13 protein-coding genes are annotated in these 15331 nt (G+C 69.5%); 3 read left to right on the top strand and 10 right to left on the bottom strand.

The window, feature by feature from the left end; translation table 11 throughout:
• Positions 1-127 precede the first annotated feature (127 nt).
• Entirely contained in the window at positions 128-2110 is a 1983-nt protein-coding gene (gene acs / locus FKR81_RS14540; protein WP_146352150.1) for an acetate--CoA ligase, read from the bottom strand.
• Between the two features lie 258 nt (positions 2111-2368).
• Between acs and FKR81_RS14535 the strand changes: the two genes are divergently transcribed.
• A complete protein-coding gene (locus tag FKR81_RS14535) occupies positions 2369-3136 on the top strand; it encodes an oxidoreductase (RefSeq protein WP_146352148.1) in 768 nt (255 codons plus the stop codon).
• Here the strand turns inward: FKR81_RS14535 and kynU are convergent.
• Together kynU and FKR81_RS14525 are read right to left on the bottom strand one after the other, a co-directional pair.
• Positions 3126-4232, bottom strand: coding sequence for a kynureninase (gene kynU / locus FKR81_RS14530; protein WP_235921546.1), 1107 nt, complete (start codon positions 4230-4232; stop codon positions 3126-3128). The two genes, FKR81_RS14535 and kynU, sit on opposite strands and share 11 nt — an antisense overlap.
• Complete coding sequence (locus FKR81_RS14525; RefSeq protein ID WP_146352144.1) at positions 4229-5038, bottom strand: tryptophan 2,3-dioxygenase; 810 nt, start codon at positions 5036-5038, stop codon at positions 4229-4231. The genes kynU and FKR81_RS14525 overlap by 4 nt, the downstream gene beginning before the upstream one ends.
• A 118-nt stretch (positions 5039-5156) precedes the next feature.
• On the opposite strand from FKR81_RS14525, the gene FKR81_RS14520 reads away from it, so the two are divergent.
• The gene (locus FKR81_RS14520) at positions 5157-5597 is read left to right on the top strand and encodes an Lrp/AsnC family transcriptional regulator (RefSeq protein WP_222598270.1); all 441 of its coding nucleotides are present in this window, start codon (positions 5157-5159) and stop codon (positions 5595-5597) included.
• On the opposite strand, the gene FKR81_RS14515 is transcribed toward FKR81_RS14520, so the two are convergent.
• The 3 genes from FKR81_RS14515 to FKR81_RS14505 all read right to left on the bottom strand — a co-directional run bounded on the left by FKR81_RS14515 (position 5586) and on the right by FKR81_RS14505 (position 7972).
• Complete coding sequence (locus FKR81_RS14515; protein ID WP_146352142.1) at positions 5586-6497, bottom strand: N-acetylmuramic acid 6-phosphate etherase; 912 nt, start codon at positions 6495-6497, stop codon at positions 5586-5588. The two genes, FKR81_RS14520 and FKR81_RS14515, sit on opposite strands and share 12 nt — an antisense overlap.
• Positions 6494-7414: a MurR/RpiR family transcriptional regulator gene (locus FKR81_RS14510; RefSeq protein WP_235921545.1), complete on the bottom strand. Its 921-nt coding sequence runs from the start codon at positions 7412-7414 to the stop codon at positions 6494-6496. Before FKR81_RS14510 ends, FKR81_RS14515 begins: the two co-directional genes overlap by 4 nt.
• A 117-nt stretch (positions 7415-7531) precedes the next feature.
• Positions 7532-7972: a carboxymuconolactone decarboxylase family protein gene (locus tag FKR81_RS14505; protein ID WP_146352140.1), complete on the bottom strand. Its 441-nt coding sequence runs from the start codon at positions 7970-7972 to the stop codon at positions 7532-7534.
• Between the two features lie 50 nt (positions 7973-8022).
• Between FKR81_RS14505 and pdxR the strand changes: the two genes are divergently transcribed.
• Positions 8023-9369, top strand: coding sequence for a MocR-like pyridoxine biosynthesis transcription factor PdxR (gene pdxR, locus FKR81_RS14500; RefSeq protein WP_235921544.1), 1347 nt, complete (start codon positions 8023-8025; stop codon positions 9367-9369).
• Here pdxR and FKR81_RS14495 read toward each other — a convergent pair.
• The 4 genes from FKR81_RS14495 to FKR81_RS14480 all read right to left on the bottom strand — a co-directional run bounded on the left by FKR81_RS14495 (position 9352) and on the right by FKR81_RS14480 (position 15273).
• Positions 9352-10953 (bottom strand): serine hydrolase domain-containing protein, encoded by a 1602-nt coding sequence (locus FKR81_RS14495; RefSeq protein WP_146352136.1) that lies wholly within the window; start codon positions 10951-10953, stop codon positions 9352-9354. The genes pdxR and FKR81_RS14495 overlap by 18 nt on opposite strands.
• Before the next feature lie 7 nt (positions 10954-10960).
• On the bottom strand, positions 10961-12196 hold the full coding sequence (locus FKR81_RS14490) for an exo-beta-N-acetylmuramidase NamZ family protein (RefSeq protein ID WP_146352134.1): 1236 nt from the start codon (positions 12194-12196) through the stop codon (positions 10961-10963).
• Positions 12193-13782 (bottom strand): glycoside hydrolase family 3 protein, encoded by a 1590-nt coding sequence (locus tag FKR81_RS14485; RefSeq protein ID WP_146352536.1) that lies wholly within the window; start codon positions 13780-13782, stop codon positions 12193-12195. Before FKR81_RS14485 ends, FKR81_RS14490 begins: the two co-directional genes overlap by 4 nt.
• A gap of 663 nt (positions 13783-14445) precedes the next feature.
• Complete coding sequence (locus tag FKR81_RS14480) at positions 14446-15273, bottom strand: HAD-IB family hydrolase (protein ID WP_146352132.1); 828 nt, start codon at positions 15271-15273, stop codon at positions 14446-14448.
• Positions 15274-15331: the final 58 nt, after the last annotated feature.

The raw sequence follows: 15331 nt of genomic DNA, 5'->3' as shown, positions 1-15331 counted from the left end.
CAACTCCGGAGCGGTCGGCGGGTACCACGAATCCTCGTGCCGACCAGACTTCCCGGCTCACCAAGACGGAATCCTAACGCGAAGGGGAGCCGCCGGAGCGACTCCCTTTCGTATTGCTAACGAATTCTCAGTCTTCGGACTTGCCCGACTGCAGGCCCGCCGAGATGAGGTCCATGACTGACGAGTCCGCCAGCGTCGTCACGTCGCCGACCTGGCGGTTCTCCGCCACGTCGCGCAGCAGGCGGCGCATGATCTTGCCGGAGCGCGTCTTCGGCAGCTCGGGCACGACCATGATCTGCCGCGGCTTCGCGATCGGGCCGATCTCCTTGGCGACGTGGTCGCGCAGCGCCTTGATCGCGTCCGCGCCACCCGCGTCGGCACCCGCGCCACCGCGCAGGATCACGAACGCGACGATGCCCTGGCCGGTCGTCTCGTCGGACGCGCCGACGACGGCCGCCTCGGCGACGGTCGGGTGCGACACCAGCGCCGACTCGACCTCGGTCGTCGAGATGCGGTGACCGGACACGTTCATCACGTCGTCGACCCGGCCGAGCAGCCAGATGTCGCCGTCGTCGTCGTACTTCGCACCGTCACCGGCGAAGTAGAAGCCCTGGTCGGCGAAACGCGACCAGTACGTGTCGCGGTAGCGCTCCTCGTCGCCCCAGATGCCGCGCAGCATCGACGGCCACGGCTCGTCGAGCACCAGGTAGCCACCGCCACCCGCGGGGACCTCGACACCCTCGTCGTTGACGACCTTCGCGCCGATGCCGGGCAGCGGGCGCTGCGCCGAACCGGGCTTGGTCGAGACGACACCGGGCAGCGGCGAGATCATGATCGCGCCGGTCTCGGTCTGCCACCACGTGTCCACGATCGGCGCCTTGCCGCCACCGACGTTCTCGCGATACCAGATCCACGCCTCGGGGTTGATCGGCTCGCCGACCGAACCCAGCACGCGCAGCGACGACAGGTCGTACTTGGCGGGGATGTCCGCGCCCCACTTCATGAACGTGCGGATCAGCGTCGGCGCCGTGTAGTAGATCGAGACGCCGTACTTCTGCACGATCTCCCAGTGGCGGCCCTCGTGCGGCGTGTTGGGCGTGCCTTCGTAGACGACCTGCGTCACGCGGTTCGACAGCGGGCCGTAGACGATGTAGCTGTGGCCGGTGACCCAGCCGATGTCCGCGGTGCACCAGTAGACGTCGGTCTCCGGCTTGAGGTCGAACACGTTGTGGTGCGTGTACGACGCCTGCGTCAGGTAGCCGCCGGACGTGTGCAGGATGCCCTTCGGCTTCCCCGTCGTGCCGGACGTGTAGAGGATGAACAGCGGGTGCTCGGAGTCGAACGCCTCCGGCGTGTGCTGGTCGGACTGGCTGTCGACGAGCTCGTGCCACCACACGTCGCGGTCGTTCCACTCGACGTCGCTGTCGGTGCGCTTGACGACGAGGACCTTCTCGACGCAGTCGGCGTTCGCGACCGCCTCGTCCACCGCGGGCTTCAGCGGGAACGGGTTGCCGCGGCGGTACTGGCCGTCGGTCGTGATCACGAGCTTGCACGAGGAGTCCTCGATGCGGGTGCGCAGCGCCTCGGCGGAGAAACCGCCGAACACGACGCTGTGCATCGCGCCGAGCCGCGCGCAGGCGAGCATCGAGAAGATCGCCTCGGGGATCATGGGCATGTAGATCGCGACGCGGTCCTCGGCGCCGACACCCAGTGACGCCAGTGCGTTCGCGGCCTTGGAGACCTCGCGCTGCAGCTCGGCGTAGGTGATGGCGCGGCTGTCGCCGGGCTCGCCCTCCCAGTGGATGGCGACCTGCTCGCCGTGACCGGACTCGACGTGCCGGTCGACGCAGTTGTACGCGACGTTCAGCTTGCCGCCGACGAACCACTTCGCGAACGGGGCGTCCGACCAGTCGAGCACCTGCGACCACTTGGTGTCCCAGTGCAGCCGTTCCGCCTGCTTGGCCCAGAACGCCTCGCGGTCGGCCTTGGCCTCCTCGTACAGCTCCGGCTTCGCGTTGGCCTGCGCAGCGAAATCCTCACTGGGCGGGAACGTCCTGCTCTCGGTGAGCAGGTTGTCCAGGGCCGGGCCCTGGCCTTGCGACTGGGACATGGTGCGAGACCTCCTGGAGAATCCAGACCGCTATGGATGCGGGTACTGACCGTAGTGCGAGCCAGTTCACTTCCAACAGGCTCCTCCCCCGAAAGGTTCAGACCAATCGAGGGTCGGCGGAAACACGGCTGTCATTGTGTAACCCGATTTGTCGGGTATTCGCACGTCCGCCGCGTTGAACGTGCAACTTGCTGCGCCCAGCGGCTGCCTTCGTGAGCTGGGTCACTCGTTTCACCTGGTCAGGTACTGTGCGCCACCGTGACCGATCCGCTCGCTCCGCTGCTCGACCTCCACGACGTGGCCGATGCCGTCGCCACCGCGCGGGACGCCGTCTTCCAGGTGCACCGCCATCGGGTGAACTTGCGCGGATGGGCCACCACCGCCGCCGAGGCGTCGGTGCGCGCGGCCCGCGCGTCCGCCGCTCTGGAGGGCGGACCGACCGAGATTCCCGCTGACGGCGCGGTGTCGGATCCGGTGCTGGCCGGGTCGTTGCGGGTGGCGGAAGCGTTGGGCGGCTTGGTGTCCACGTGGCAGCGCGCGCCGTTGCAGGCGCTGGCCCGGCTGCACGTGCTGGCCGCCGCCGACCTGGTTTCCGCCGAGGAGCGCGCGGCGATCGCGTCCGGTCAGTCGTCGGCGCTCGGACGTCCGCGCGAGGCGCTCGGGGTGTCGGAACGGCTGAGCATGCTCGGGTCGCTGGTCACCGGAGGCAGCTCCGCGCCGGCACCCCTGCTGGTCGCCGTGGTGCACGGCGAGCTGCTGACCCTGACCCCGTTCGAGGTGGCGAACGGGGTCGTCGCTCGGGCCGCGGCACGGCTGGCCTCGCTCTCGACCGGCCTCGACCCCAAGGGGCTCGGCGTGCCCGAGGTGTCGTGCCTGCGCCGTCAGGCCGAGTACGACGCGGCCGCCGTCGCGTTCACCACCGGCACGCCCGAAGGCGTGCGCGAGTGGATCCTCTTCGTCTGCTCCGCGCTGGAAGCGGGCGCCCGCGAGGCGAAGAGCATCGCGGACGCCGCACTCACCGGGTGATCTCGGCGAGGACCTCCGCCGCGCGCACGGCGTCCTCGTCGCGGACGTAGAGCGGGGCGAACCCGAACCGCAGCACGTCCGGCGGCCGGTGGTCGCCGATCACGTTCCGCGCGATCAGCTCGTCCATGACCCGCGCGGCGTCGGGGCAGCGCACGGAGATCTGGTTCCCGCGCCACTCCGAGTCAGGCGTGATCACCTCCAGCGAGGTGAGCTTCTCCACCTGCTGGCGGAACAACGCGGTCAGCTCGAGTCCGCGCGTCCTCAGCTCGCCGAGGTCGACGTCGTCCCACACGTCCAGCGCGGCGTCCAGTGCCAGCATCGACAGGATGTCCGGCGTACCGACCCGAGCCCGCACGACGCCGGGATCCGGCGTGTACGAAGGTTCCATCGCGAACGGCGCGGCGTGCCCGTGCCACCCGGACAGCGGGTTCTCGAACGACGCCTGCCCGGCCGTCGGCACGTAGATGAAGGCGGGCGACCCCGGCCCGCCGTTCAGGAACTTGTAGGTGCACCCGACCGCGAGGTCGACGCCCAGTGCGTCCAGCTCGATGGGCAGCACGCCGACGCTGTGGCACAGGTCCCAGACGATCCGGGCGCCGACGGCGTGCGCCTCCTCGGTCAGCCGGGCCATGTCGTACAGCTCGCCGGTCCGGTAGTCGACGTGGTTGAGCAGCACCACGGCGGTGTCCTCGGACAAGTCCAAAGAGGACGGAGACGCGGCACGGATCCGCAGCCCGGTCAGCGAAGCCACCGAGGACGCGATGTACCCGTCCGTCGGGAACGTCCCGGCGTCCACGACGATCTCGCCACCGGACGACCCGCGCACGGCCGCCATCATCGCCTTGAAGATGTTGACCGAGGTGGAGTCGCCGACCACGACCTGGCCGGGCGCGGCACCGACGAGGCGCGCGATCCGGTCACCGATCCGCTGCGGAGCCTCCCACCAGCCCTCGGACCACGACCGGATCAGCCGGCGGCCCCACTGCACCCGCACGACCTCGGCCACCCGCGCCGCCACCGCACGCGGGGGAGCGCCGAGCGAGTTGCCGTCCAGGTAGATGACGTCGTCGTCCAGGTCGAACAGCTCGCGCCTCACACAAAACTCCTCGCGGTCCACAGTTCCGGGAACACAGCTCGTTGGGTGCGCTTCTCCAGCCACGCGACGCCTGCCGAACCGCCGGTGCCGACCTTCGAGCCCATCGAACGGCGCGTCGCGAGCAGGTGGTCGTAGCGCCAGCGCGCGAACTCCTCGGCGATGTCGGTCAGCGCCTCGCCGAGCTCCAGCAGGTCGCGATCGGTGCCGCGGTAGATCTCCGCCCACACCTGCTCGACGTCGGCCGACGGCTCGTAAGCCTGGCTCAGGTCGCGCTCCAGCACGGCGGCGGGAATCGCGAACCCGGCGCGGGACAACGCGCCCAGCACGTCGTCGTACAGCGACGGCTCGCCGAGCGACTGCTCCAGCCGGTCGTGCATCGCGGGCACCGCGCGGTGCGGCACGAGCATCGACCGGGACTTCTCGCCGAGCAGGAACTCCATCTCGCGGTACTTGCCGGACTGGAAGCCCGACCCCTCGCCGAGCGCGTCGCGGAACGAGTTGAACTCGGTGGGCGTCATGCGCGCGATCGGGCGCCACGCGGCGGACAGGGCCTGCATGTGCAGGTCGGACCGGCGCAGCGTGCGGACGGCCGCGCGCAGGTCGTCGCCGCGCAGCTCGGTCTGCGCCTGGCGCCACTCGAAGCACAGCAGGCCGAAGTACAGCTCCATGACCTGGGTGATCACCAGGAACGACATCTCGCGCGGGTCCTTCGACCACTGCTGCTGCAGCGTGTGCAGCACCGAGGCGTGCGAGTAGTCCTCGTAAGGCGTCGTGCCGCCGAAGTCGAGCTTCGGCGTCTCAGACATGGGGCAAGTCATGGGGTAATCATCTGCCAATTCGACGCTCGCCTGAATGGGTGATGAACTAGGAACGGCATCGAACTTTTCACGTTCGCAAAGCAGTTTCGTGACTAGCTTTGCGTTCATGTTGGACGAGATCGACCACGCACTCCTCGAGGCGCTCCAGGAGGACGCGAGGCTGTCGTACAACGAGCTCGCGCGCCGCGTGCACGTGTCGCCGCCGACGGTCGCGCAACGGGTCCGCAGGCTGGAGAACACGGGCGTCATCACGGGCTACCGCGCGACTGTCGACCCGACCGCGGTGGGACGGCCGGTCGTCGCGCTGGTGCGGATGAAGTGCTACGGCCCGCGGTGCATCACCGTGCACCCCGAGCTGCTGGACGACTGCCCCGAGGTCGTCGAGGTGGTGCGGCTGACCGGCGACATCTGCTCGGTCGTCAAGGTCGCCGCCACGTCGATCCAGGAGCTGGAACGCCTGCTGGTGCGGCTCGGCAGCCACGGCGAGACGTCCAGCGCGATGGTGCTGTCGACGCCGATCCCGTGGCGCCCCGTGCTACCCGGCTAGCGCGACCAGAGCGTTGCGCACGTGGCCGTTCGACGAGGTCAGCGCCTCGGCGGCACGGGCGGTCGGCGCGCCGGACAGCAGGTGCACGAGCGCCACCTTCAGGTCACCGCTCGCCTCGGCCAGCGCCTGCAGGCACTCCTGCTCGCCGAGCCCGGTCGCCTCGCCCAGTATCCGCACGGTCCGGCCGCGCAGCTTCGCGTTCGTCGCGCGCATGCTGACCATGAGGTTCGAGTACGTCCGGCCGAGCTTGATCATCACGGCCGACGAGAACGCGGTGAGCACCAGCTTCTGCGACGAACCGGCCTTCATCCGGGTGGAGCCCGCGATCGCCTCCGGCCCGGTGTCCAACGCGACCAGCACGTCCACCTCGGTCGGCACGGTCGCGTTGTTCGACACGAGCACGGTCCGCGCGCCCATCGAACGGGCCTCTTCCAGCGCGCCGATCACGAACGGCGTGCGCCCGGACGCGGTGATGCCGAGCACGACGTCATCGGCCGTCGCGGCCGTGCGGATCTGGGTGGCGCCGGAGTGGTCCTCGACGTCCTCCATCGCCCGCACCAGCGCCTCGGACCCGCCCGCGTGGTGCGCGAGGAACCAGTCCGGCGGTGTGTTGAACGTCGGCACCAGCTCCGCCGCGTCGAGCGTCGCGAGCCTGCCGGACGTGCCTGCTCCGACGTAGTGCACGCGGCCGCCGGACCGCAGTGCGGCGACCGCGAGGTCGACCGCGCGGGCCAGCTCCGGCAGCACCGCCGCGACCGCGGCGGGCACCGTGCTGTCCTCGTCGTTGATCAGTCTGAGCACTTCCAGCGTGGACACCCGGTCGATGTCGACGGTCCGCGGGTTCCGCTGTTCTGTCGGAGACTCCACGCGCACCGCCACACCGTTCCGGGGGGAGGTCATTTACTGCTCTCCCGCTGTCGGCGCCTTCCATCCGGTCTCGCGCCGAGCCGGTGCCCGGACACCGCGGAGTAGGTGGCCTCGAGCGCCGTCTTCGCCGAGTCGACGTGCCGCTGCGCGACGCCGATGAACAGGCAGTCGATGACCGTGAGCTGCGCGATCCTGCTGGCCATCGCACCGGAGCGGAACGTCGTCTCGCGCGCGGCCGTGGTCAGCACGTGGTCCGCGACCTCGGTGATCGGTGACCGCGGGAAGTTCGTCAGCGCCACCGTCGTCGCACCGTGCTCGCGCGCGATCCGCAGCGCCTCGACGGTCTCCGCGGTCGAGCCGGTGTGCGAGATGCCGACCGCGACGTCCTCGCTGGTCAGCACGGCGGCCGACGTCAGCGCGACGTGCGTGTCGTTCCACGCGAAGCAGGTGCGGCCGATGCGGTGCAGCTTCTGCTGCAGGTCGAACGCGACGAACGCACTCGCGCCGAACCCGTAGGCGTCGACCCGCCGCGCGCCGGCGATCGCGTCGACGACCTTCTGCAGCGACTCGACGTCGAGCTGCTCGGCCGTCTCCTCGACCGCGCGGGCGTCGGCGAACGCGACCTTGCCGACGACCTGGCGCAGGTCGTCGCCGGGGCCGATGTCGCCGCCCATGTCCTGGTTGGAACGGGCGGCGCTGCGGGCCGTGTCGGCGGCGAGCGCGATGCGCAGCTCCGGGTAGCCGCCGACGCCGATCGCCTTGCAGAAGCGCGTCACCGTCGTCTCACTCGTGCCAGCCTGCTCGGCGACCTCGGTGATGCTGCGGTGAGCAACCGTGCCGGGGTTCTCGAGCACCACCTTCGCCACCCGCTGCTCCGCACGGGCGAGGCCCGGCAGCAGCGACCGGATCTTCACCAGGGGGCTGGACTCGGCACTGGATTCTGTGGACACGTGGGAAACTTACTAACCGCCACCCTGGGGGTCAACGGACAGTGGGCGGAACTCACCCCAACTGTGTCCCAAAGTCACCCCGATGGGGACATTTCCTCACGGCGTGTCGACAGAAGGTCACCGGACGTTGGGAGTCTTCCTCGTGCTGACCGCGATTCGGTTCCACGCGTTGATGGTGATGATCAACGCGATGAGCTGCGCGAGCTCGTGGTCGTCGAACTGCTTGGCCGCCTCCGCATACACCTCGTCGGGCACGAAGCCGTCCGTCAGCACCGTCACCGATTCGGTGAGCCGCAGCGCCGCTTTCTCCCGTTCGGTGTAGACGTCGCCCGCCTCCTCCCACGCGCTCAGCAGGTAGATCCGCGCCTCGGTCTCGCCCGCGTTCCTGGCGTCGACGGTGTGCATGTTCAGGCAGTACGCGCAGTGGTTGATTTGGCTCGCCCTGATCTTGACGAGCTCGGCGAGCACCGGGTCGACGCCCGCGCTCGCGGCGGTGTCGAGCGCGATCATGGCGCGGTAGAAGTCCTTGGCGTTCTTGGCGAGGTCCATGCGTGTCATGAGAAGAACGCTATGCCGGTGAGTGGCCCAACATGTGGTGCACTTGCAGCGTGGAATCTTGGGCCACTTTCGGCAGCGACTTCTACCTGGACGTGTCCGGACCAGGCGGTGTGCGGGCCCGGCTGACGCGGTCGTTGCGCGAGGCCATCCGGTCCGCCCGGCTCGCACCGGGCACGCGGCTGCCCTCGTCACGGGCGCTGGCGCTGGATCTGGGGATCGCGCGCAACACCGTGGCCGCCGCCTACGACGAGCTGGTGGCCGAGGGCTGGCTGACCGCGCGGCACGGCTCGGGAACCCGCGTCGCGCAACGGGTGCGCCCGCCCGCTTCACCCGCACGCCCGGCGGTCGCGGCGCCTGCCGTGCTCGACCTGACGCCGTCGACACCGGACATCGCGCTGTTCCCGAGGACGGCGTGGCTCAGGTCCGCGCGGCGGGCGCTCACGGCCGCGCCGACCGACGCGTTCGGGCCCGGCGACCCGCGCGGCCGGATCGAGCTGCGCGTCGCGCTCGCCGAGTACCTCGCACGGGCGCGCGGCGTGCGGGCCGACCCGGAGCGGATCGTGATCGTGTCCGGCACCGCGCACTCGTTGCGGTTGCTGAACACGCTGCTGCCGGGGCCGTTCGCGGTCGAGTCGTACGGACTCGACTTCCACCGCGGGCTGCTGTCGTCGACCGTGCCGGTGCGGGTCGACGAAGCGGGGATGCGCGTCGAGGAGCTCCCGGACGTGGCGGCCGCGCTGCTGACGCCCGCGCACCAGTTCCCGCTCGGAGGTCCGCTGCACCCGTGGCGGCGCGCCGCGGCGGTGGAGTGGGCGCGGTCGGTCGACGGGCTGGTGCTGGAGGACGACTACGACGGTGAGTTCCGCTACGACCGCGACCCGGTCGGCGCGGTGCAGGGCCTCGACCCCGAGCGGGTGGTGTACCTGGGGTCGGCCAGCAAGTCGTTGTCGCCCGCGCTGCGGATGGGCTGGATGGTGCTGCCCGGTCACCTGGTCGACGCCGCGGTCGCGGAGAAGGGCGACCGCGAGCAGTACGCCAGTGCGCTCGACCAGCTGACCATGGCGGACTTCGTCGCGAGCGGTGCGTACGACACGCACGTCCGGCGGATGCGGCAGCACTACCGGGAGCGGCGCGACCAGCTGGTGTCCGCGCTCCAGCCGCACCTGCGCGTGCCCGGCATCCCCGCAGGCCTGCACGCGGTGCTGGAGCTTCCGCCCGGTGGTGAGCGGCGCGTGCTCGACGCGGCGCTGGAGGTGGGCGTCGGCGTGGTCGGCCTCGGCGAGTTCCGCCACCCGGACGTGCCGTGGGATCGCGACGGCGTGGTGCTGAGCTTCGGCGCGCCCGCGTTCCCGCGGGCGCTGCCGTTGCTGCGCAGGGTGTTAGCGGAGCACTGCTGACCAGCCGTCCGCGATCGGGTCGCCGTCGTACAGCAGGCCGGTGTGATCGGTGATCCGCAGGTTCGCGACGAACACGCCGCGCCCGCCGTACTGGCCCGTCTTCGTGTAGGTGAAGGTCAGCTTCGGCGCGGTGGTGTCGATGACGACGTGCTGCCAGCGGCGTTTCCCGTACCCCTGCAGGGTCTTGTCGCCCACGACGACCTCGTCGCCCGGCTCGAGGTCGACGAGCGCGTCGAACTCGATCTTCTTGGCGTGCGCGGGCAGGTCCGGGGTGCTGAGCGTGCCGCCGGAGCGCGTCGGCGTGAACGAGTAGCCGCCGCCGGGTGCCTTCACCGCGAGCGCCTTGGCGAGCCCGTCGGCCGCGACCCGGCGGGCCGGGTTGATCGTGCCCCAGTCGCGGCTCGGGTGGACGCGGTTGGTCAGCAGGATCGCGATCGAGCGCGACGCCCGGTCGATCACCAGCGACGTGCCGGTGAACCCGGTGTGCCCGGCCGTTCCCGGTGAGGCCAGCTGGCCCATGTACCAGCGCTGGTCGAGCTCGAACCCGAGACCGTGGGCGTTGTCGGGGAACTGGTGGTTGAAGTTCGTGAGCATCAGCTCGACCGACTGGCGGCTCAGGATCCGTTGTCCCGCGTGCGTTCCGCCGTTCAGCACGGCCTGGCCGAGCTTGGCGAGGTCGTTCGCCGTCGAGAAGACACCCGCGTGGCCCGCGACGCCGCCGAGCGACCACGCGTTCTCGTCGTGCACCGAGCCGCGCACGATGCCGCGGTTCGGGTTCGACTGGAACTCCGTGGCCGCGATGCGGTCCAGCTTGCTCGCCGGCGGGTTGTAGCCGGTGTCCTTCATGGTCAGCGGCTGCGTGACGCCCTCGCGCACCAGCACGTCGAGCGGCTTGCCGCTGACCCGCTTGACCAGCTCTCCCAGCGTGATCAGGTTCAGGTCCGAGTACACGTAGGTGGTGCCGGGCGTGGACTTCGGCTTCACGTCCATCACGGCCTTGATGCGCGACGGCACGTCCGGGTACAGCTTCCACAGCGGGATGAACGGCTCCAGGCCGGACGTGTGGGTCAGCAGCTGCTTGACGGTGATGTCCGCCTTGCCGTTGACGCCGAACTCCGGCAGGTAGCGCGACACCGGCTGGTCGATGTCGACCCGGCCCGCCTCGACCTCGCGCATCACGGCGATCGACGTGAACAGCTTCGAGATCGACGCCATGTCGAAGATCGTGTCGGGCGCCATCGGGACGCGCTGGGCTTCCGGCAGCTCGGTGGTGGCGTTGGCGTAGCGCACCGCCCAGCCGGTCGCGTCGTGCGTGACGATCGCGCCGTCGTGCACGAGCATCGTGACCGCGCCGGAGAACAACGGACGCGGCTGGGTGCGCGTGTAGTTCTGGATCTGCCGCAGCGCGTCGTCGATCGGCTTCGGGTCCAGCCCGACGCTGTCCGGGACCGCCTTGTGCAGCACCGTGTTCGGCGCGGCGAAGCCCTGCTGCGGGCGGTCGAAGCGGCCGGTCGCGGTGTCGGCGCTGGCGGGGGCGGTCACGAGCAGGACGGCTGACAGTGCGGCGAGTGCAGGGATTCGCATCGGGTCCTCACCGGTAGCGCAGGTAGGGCAGGCGGGTGCGGCGGAACTGCTTGAGCTCGTCCTGCCACGCGTTGACGACGTCGTCGGTGCTCGCACCGGTGTCGACCATCTTGCGCAGCCGGTCCGAGCCGCTGAGCTTGTCGATCCAGTTGTCCGGTCGCCACGCGAAGAGGTTCGGGTACAGGGCTTTCGCGGTGACGATCATGGCGACGCCCGCGCGGACGGCGTCGAATGCGTGCGGGTCGGTGACCTGGAGCGCGACGCCGCCGCAGGTCTTGCCCTGGAACTTGTTGAACGTCGGCGCGAAGTACGTCTCGCGGAAGCGGACGCCCTCGAGGTCCAGCGAGTTCAGCTTCTCGGCCCAGCGCCAGTCCAGGTCCGGCGCGCCGATCGTCTCGAACGGGCGCGTGGTGCCGCGTCCCTCGGAGAACACCGTGCCCTCGAACAGGCACGTGCCGGGGTAGACGAGCGCGGTGTCCTGGGTGGGCATGTTGGGGCTCGGCGGGATCCACGGCAGGCCGGTGTCGAGCTGGTCGCGCCGCCAGCCCCGGACGTTGACGACCTCGAGCTGCTGCACCGCGCCGCCGTCGGTCGGCAGGAACTCCTGGTTGTAGAACCGTGCGAGCTCGCCGATGGTCATGCCGTGTTGCTGCACAACGGGTTTCTTGCCCACACCTGTCGCGTACGCGGGGTCGAGCTGCGGGCCCTTCGCGGTGCCGCCGACCGGGTTCGGGCGGTCCAGCACGACGAAACCCGCCTTGGTGATCGCGGCTGCCTGCATCGCCGTGTACATCGACCAGATGTAGGTGTAGAAGCGCGCGCCGACGTCCGCGATGTCGAAGACGACGGTGTCGACGCCCGCCTTGGTGACCATGCCTGCGAGCTTCGTGGCGTTGGCGCCGTACGCGTCGTAGACCGGGAGCTGGGTGCGCGGGTCGAGGTAGTCGCCCTCCGAGCCGCCGGCCTGCGCGGTGCCGCGGAAACCGTGCTCCGGGCCGAAAACGGCCTGCGGGCGCACTCCGGCGGCGACCATCGAGTCGACGATGTGGGTCTGGTCTTTCAGCGTCCCGGTGGGGTTGGTGAGCACGCCGACCTTGCGGCCCTTGAGCCTGCTCCAGCCGTCCTTGGCGAGTTGTTCGGCGCCGGTGGTGACTCCTCGGCTCGCCTGTGCGGTGCCGGTGATCGCGAGTGCGGGAACTGCGAGCGCTCCCGCGGTGAGCAGCTGTCTGCGGTCCATGGTCACCAGCTCAGTCCGTGGCCGAAGGGGTAGGCGCCCGGCACGTCCACGGGGAGCTTGCCCTGTGGTTTCGCCTGGCCCAGCAGGACTTTGGCCAGTGCCTCGATGCCGGGGCCGGTCGTGGAGTACGTGGCGAGCCAGACGGGTGCGTTGTGCGCGACGTCGTACGGGACGCCCGTGGCGACCGCGACGACGGGTTTTCCGGTGGCCAGCAGGCGGTTCAGCAGTTCCTTCTGACCGGGGCGCGTCGCTTGGGTGAGCCCGTTGGTGAGGACGACGATCGCGTCGGAGTCGGTGGCCGCGTTGACCGCCGCTTGTATCTGAGCGGCCGTCGGGTTCACCGCGGTGACCTGCTTGGCCGCGTTGAGCCTGGTGGCGAGCGCGGTCGCCGGGACGTCGCTGGTGCCGACGACGAGTGCCTTCTTCGGTTGGAACGGGAGGACGTTGCCGTCGTTGCGGACCGCGGTGATGGTGCGATCGGCGATGCGTTGTGCTGCTTCGAGGTGCGGCTTCGTGCCGACCACGACGTTCTCGTCGACCGGGCCGGCGGACAGGATGCCGCGCAGGAACTTCATCTTCAGCACGCGGAACACGCTCTGGTCGATGCGGCGTTCGGTGAGCTCGCCGCTGCGGACCGCCGCGACGACGCTGTTGATCGCCAGGTTGAGGTCGACCGGCATGAGCAGCTGGTCGACGCCCGCTTTCAGTGCCAGCACGGGGATCTCGGCGTCCGTGTGCAGCTTCCGCACGCCCGCCATCTCCAGCGCGTCGGTGATGATCACGCCGTCGTAGCGCAGTTCCTCGCGGAGCAGGCCGGTGACGACGCGGTGGGACAGCGTCGACGGCTCGCCTGTCGGGTCGATCTTCGGCGTCTGGATGTGCGCGGTCATGATCGAGTCGACGCCCGCCCGGATGGCGGCCTTGAACGGCGGTGCGTCGATCTTGCGCCACTCCTCGACGGTGCGGTTCACGACCGGGAGCGAGGTGTGGCTGTCGTCCTTGGTGTCGCCGTGACCGGGGAAGTGCTTGGCCGTCGCGGCCACCGCGTTCGGCGAGAACATCTTCTGCTCGTAGCCCTTGACCTGGGCCGCGACCAGTTCGGCCGCGAGCTTCGGGTCGCTCGAGTAGCTGCGTACGCCGATGACGGGGTTCGCCGGGTTGGAGTTGACGTCGGCGTCCGGCGCGAAGTCCTGGTTGATGCCCATCGCGCGCAGTTCGGTCGCGGTGATGCGGGCGGCTTCCTCGGCGTTCTTCGTCGAACGGCCCGCGCCGAGCGCCATGTTGCCGGGGAACTGCGTTGCGGGTGGACCGATGCGGGTGACGAGACCCATCTCCTGGTCGGTCGAGATGGCGAGCGGAATTCGGCTCGCCTTTTGGAGGCCGTTGGACAGTGCCGCGATCTGTTTCGGGGTGTCGACGTTGTCGCGGGTGGCGTTGTTGAAGTAGATGACGCCGCCGACGTGGAACTTCTTCACGACTTCGGCGGCGGTGCTCACGCCGAAGTCCCGAATATTGTTCGGGTTTGGTTCGTTCGCACTCTGCCCGTGCACCCACGTGACGAAGAGCTGCCCGACTTTCTCCTCGAGCGACATGCGTTGGAGCGCGCTCGTGGCCGCGTCGGCCTCGGCAGGTGGAGCGAGAGCTGCCGAGGTGCACACGACCAGAGCGACAGCGAGTTTCCGCACCTGCAGCCTCCCGTGATCTTCCCACCGGTAACTGGCGTGGTTCGCAAGTTACTCACGTCACTGGCGGCGGGTCAACGGGGGCATTGTGCTGGGTTTTTCCCACACAAGCAGACGGCGGACCCACGAATGGGTCCGCCGTCTTCAGCGCGGGCTTTCGAGTTACCAAGCGTGCAACTCGTGTCGTACAACCCTGGCCTCGGCGTCCGGCGTCCCGGTACGCAGGCCCTAGACGACAAGCCTCCCGCGGCGTGCTGCGCGTGGGTACTCGAAGTCCGCGCACAGAGCTCTGCCGGGGTGGATCCTGACTTCTCTTCGTCTGGTCCCTGGCCGACCGGAGGTCTGCACCTCCATTTGTAGTGCGTGTCGGCGGTCACAGCAAGGGCTCGGACGGGTGCACCGGTCAAGCCACGTTCAGTAGTGAAAGCGGCGTATCTTGCGCGCTATTTCTGTTGGCGCACATGGTCGGTACCGCCGTCGGGGCGACTTGGGACACCCACGCGGACACCACGTGTGCGCCGCGTTGACGCTACTCACGCGTAGGGGTACCGACCGTCTAAACATGACACTCGGCTATTGACTTTTGTTGCGCTTGCGGCGCAGGCCGTACCAGGCGACGCCGGCGGCCGCGGCGGCACCCAGACCGATGGCCGTGACCGCCACCGCGGTGCCCGACGGGGTGGGGATTCGGGCGCGCAGCGACACCGGGTCGGAGAACGTGAGGACCGGCCATCCGCGCTGTGCGGCGATCTTGCGCAGGCCGCGGTCTGGGTTGACGACCGTCGGATGGCCGACGGCCTCCAGCAGCGGCAGGTCGGTGACCGAGTCCGAGTACGCGTAGCACCGCGTCAGGTCGTAGTCGTGCTTCTCGGCGAGCTCCTTGATCGCGACCGCCTTGTTCTCGGCTGCGCAGTAGAAGTCGATCTCGCCCGAGTACCGGCCGTCGCTCACCACCATCTTCGTGCCGACGCTGTGCGTGGCGCCGACCATGCTGGCGATGGGGGAGACGAGCTCCTCACCGGAGGCGCTGACCACGACGACGTCGTGGCCCTCTGCCTTGTGGTCGGTGATGAGCTGGGTGGCCTCCTTGTAGACCAACGGATCCACGATGTCGTGCAGCGTCTCGTCGACGATGCTGCGGACCTGCTCGACGTCCCAGCCCGCGCACAACGCCGTGATGTGCGACCGCATGCGGTCCATCTGGTCGGCGTCGGCACCGGCGAGCATGAAGACGAACTGCGCGTAGGCGCTCTTGAGCACCGCGCGGCGATTGATCAAGCCCTCCTGGAAGAAGGGCCTGCTGAACGCCAGCGTGCTCGACTTCGCGATCACCGTCTTGTCGAGATCGAAGAATGCGGCGATCCGGGTTCCTGGTGCGGACTGGCCGCCTCGATCGGTCACGGATCCAGCTTAGGTGGTGGTCCGGCGGACCCGTCGGGCTGACAGTTCGCAGGTGTAC

Source organism: Lentzea tibetensis, from assembly GCF_007845675.1.
GTDB lineage: Bacteria > Actinomycetota > Actinomycetes > Mycobacteriales > Pseudonocardiaceae > Lentzea > Lentzea tibetensis.
This window is presented reverse-complemented; position numbering and strand designations above follow the sequence as displayed.

Excerpts from the sequence above, each read along its gene's own strand:
- acs (WP_146352150.1), bottom strand. The coding sequence starts at position 2,110 with ATGTCCCAGTCGCAAGGCCAGGGCCCGGCCCTGGACAACCTGCTCACC.
- FKR81_RS14495 (WP_146352136.1), bottom strand. The coding sequence starts at position 10,953 with ATGCGAATCCCTGCACTCGCCGCACTGTCAGCCGTCCTGCTCGTGACC.
- FKR81_RS14515 (WP_146352142.1), bottom strand. The coding sequence starts at position 6,497 with ATGACCTCCCCCCGGAACGGTGTGGCGGTGCGCGTGGAGTCTCCGACA.
- FKR81_RS14520 (WP_222598270.1), top strand. The coding sequence starts at position 5,157 with ATGTTGGACGAGATCGACCACGCACTCCTCGAGGCGCTCCAGGAGGAC.
- FKR81_RS14525 (WP_146352144.1), bottom strand. The coding sequence starts at position 5,038 with ATGTCTGAGACGCCGAAGCTCGACTTCGGCGGCACGACGCCTTACGAG.
- FKR81_RS14485 (WP_146352536.1), bottom strand. The coding sequence starts at position 13,782 with ATGTCGCTCGAGGAGAAAGTCGGGCAGCTCTTCGTCACGTGGGTGCAC.
- FKR81_RS14505 (WP_146352140.1), bottom strand. The coding sequence starts at position 7,972 with ATGACACGCATGGACCTCGCCAAGAACGCCAAGGACTTCTACCGCGCC.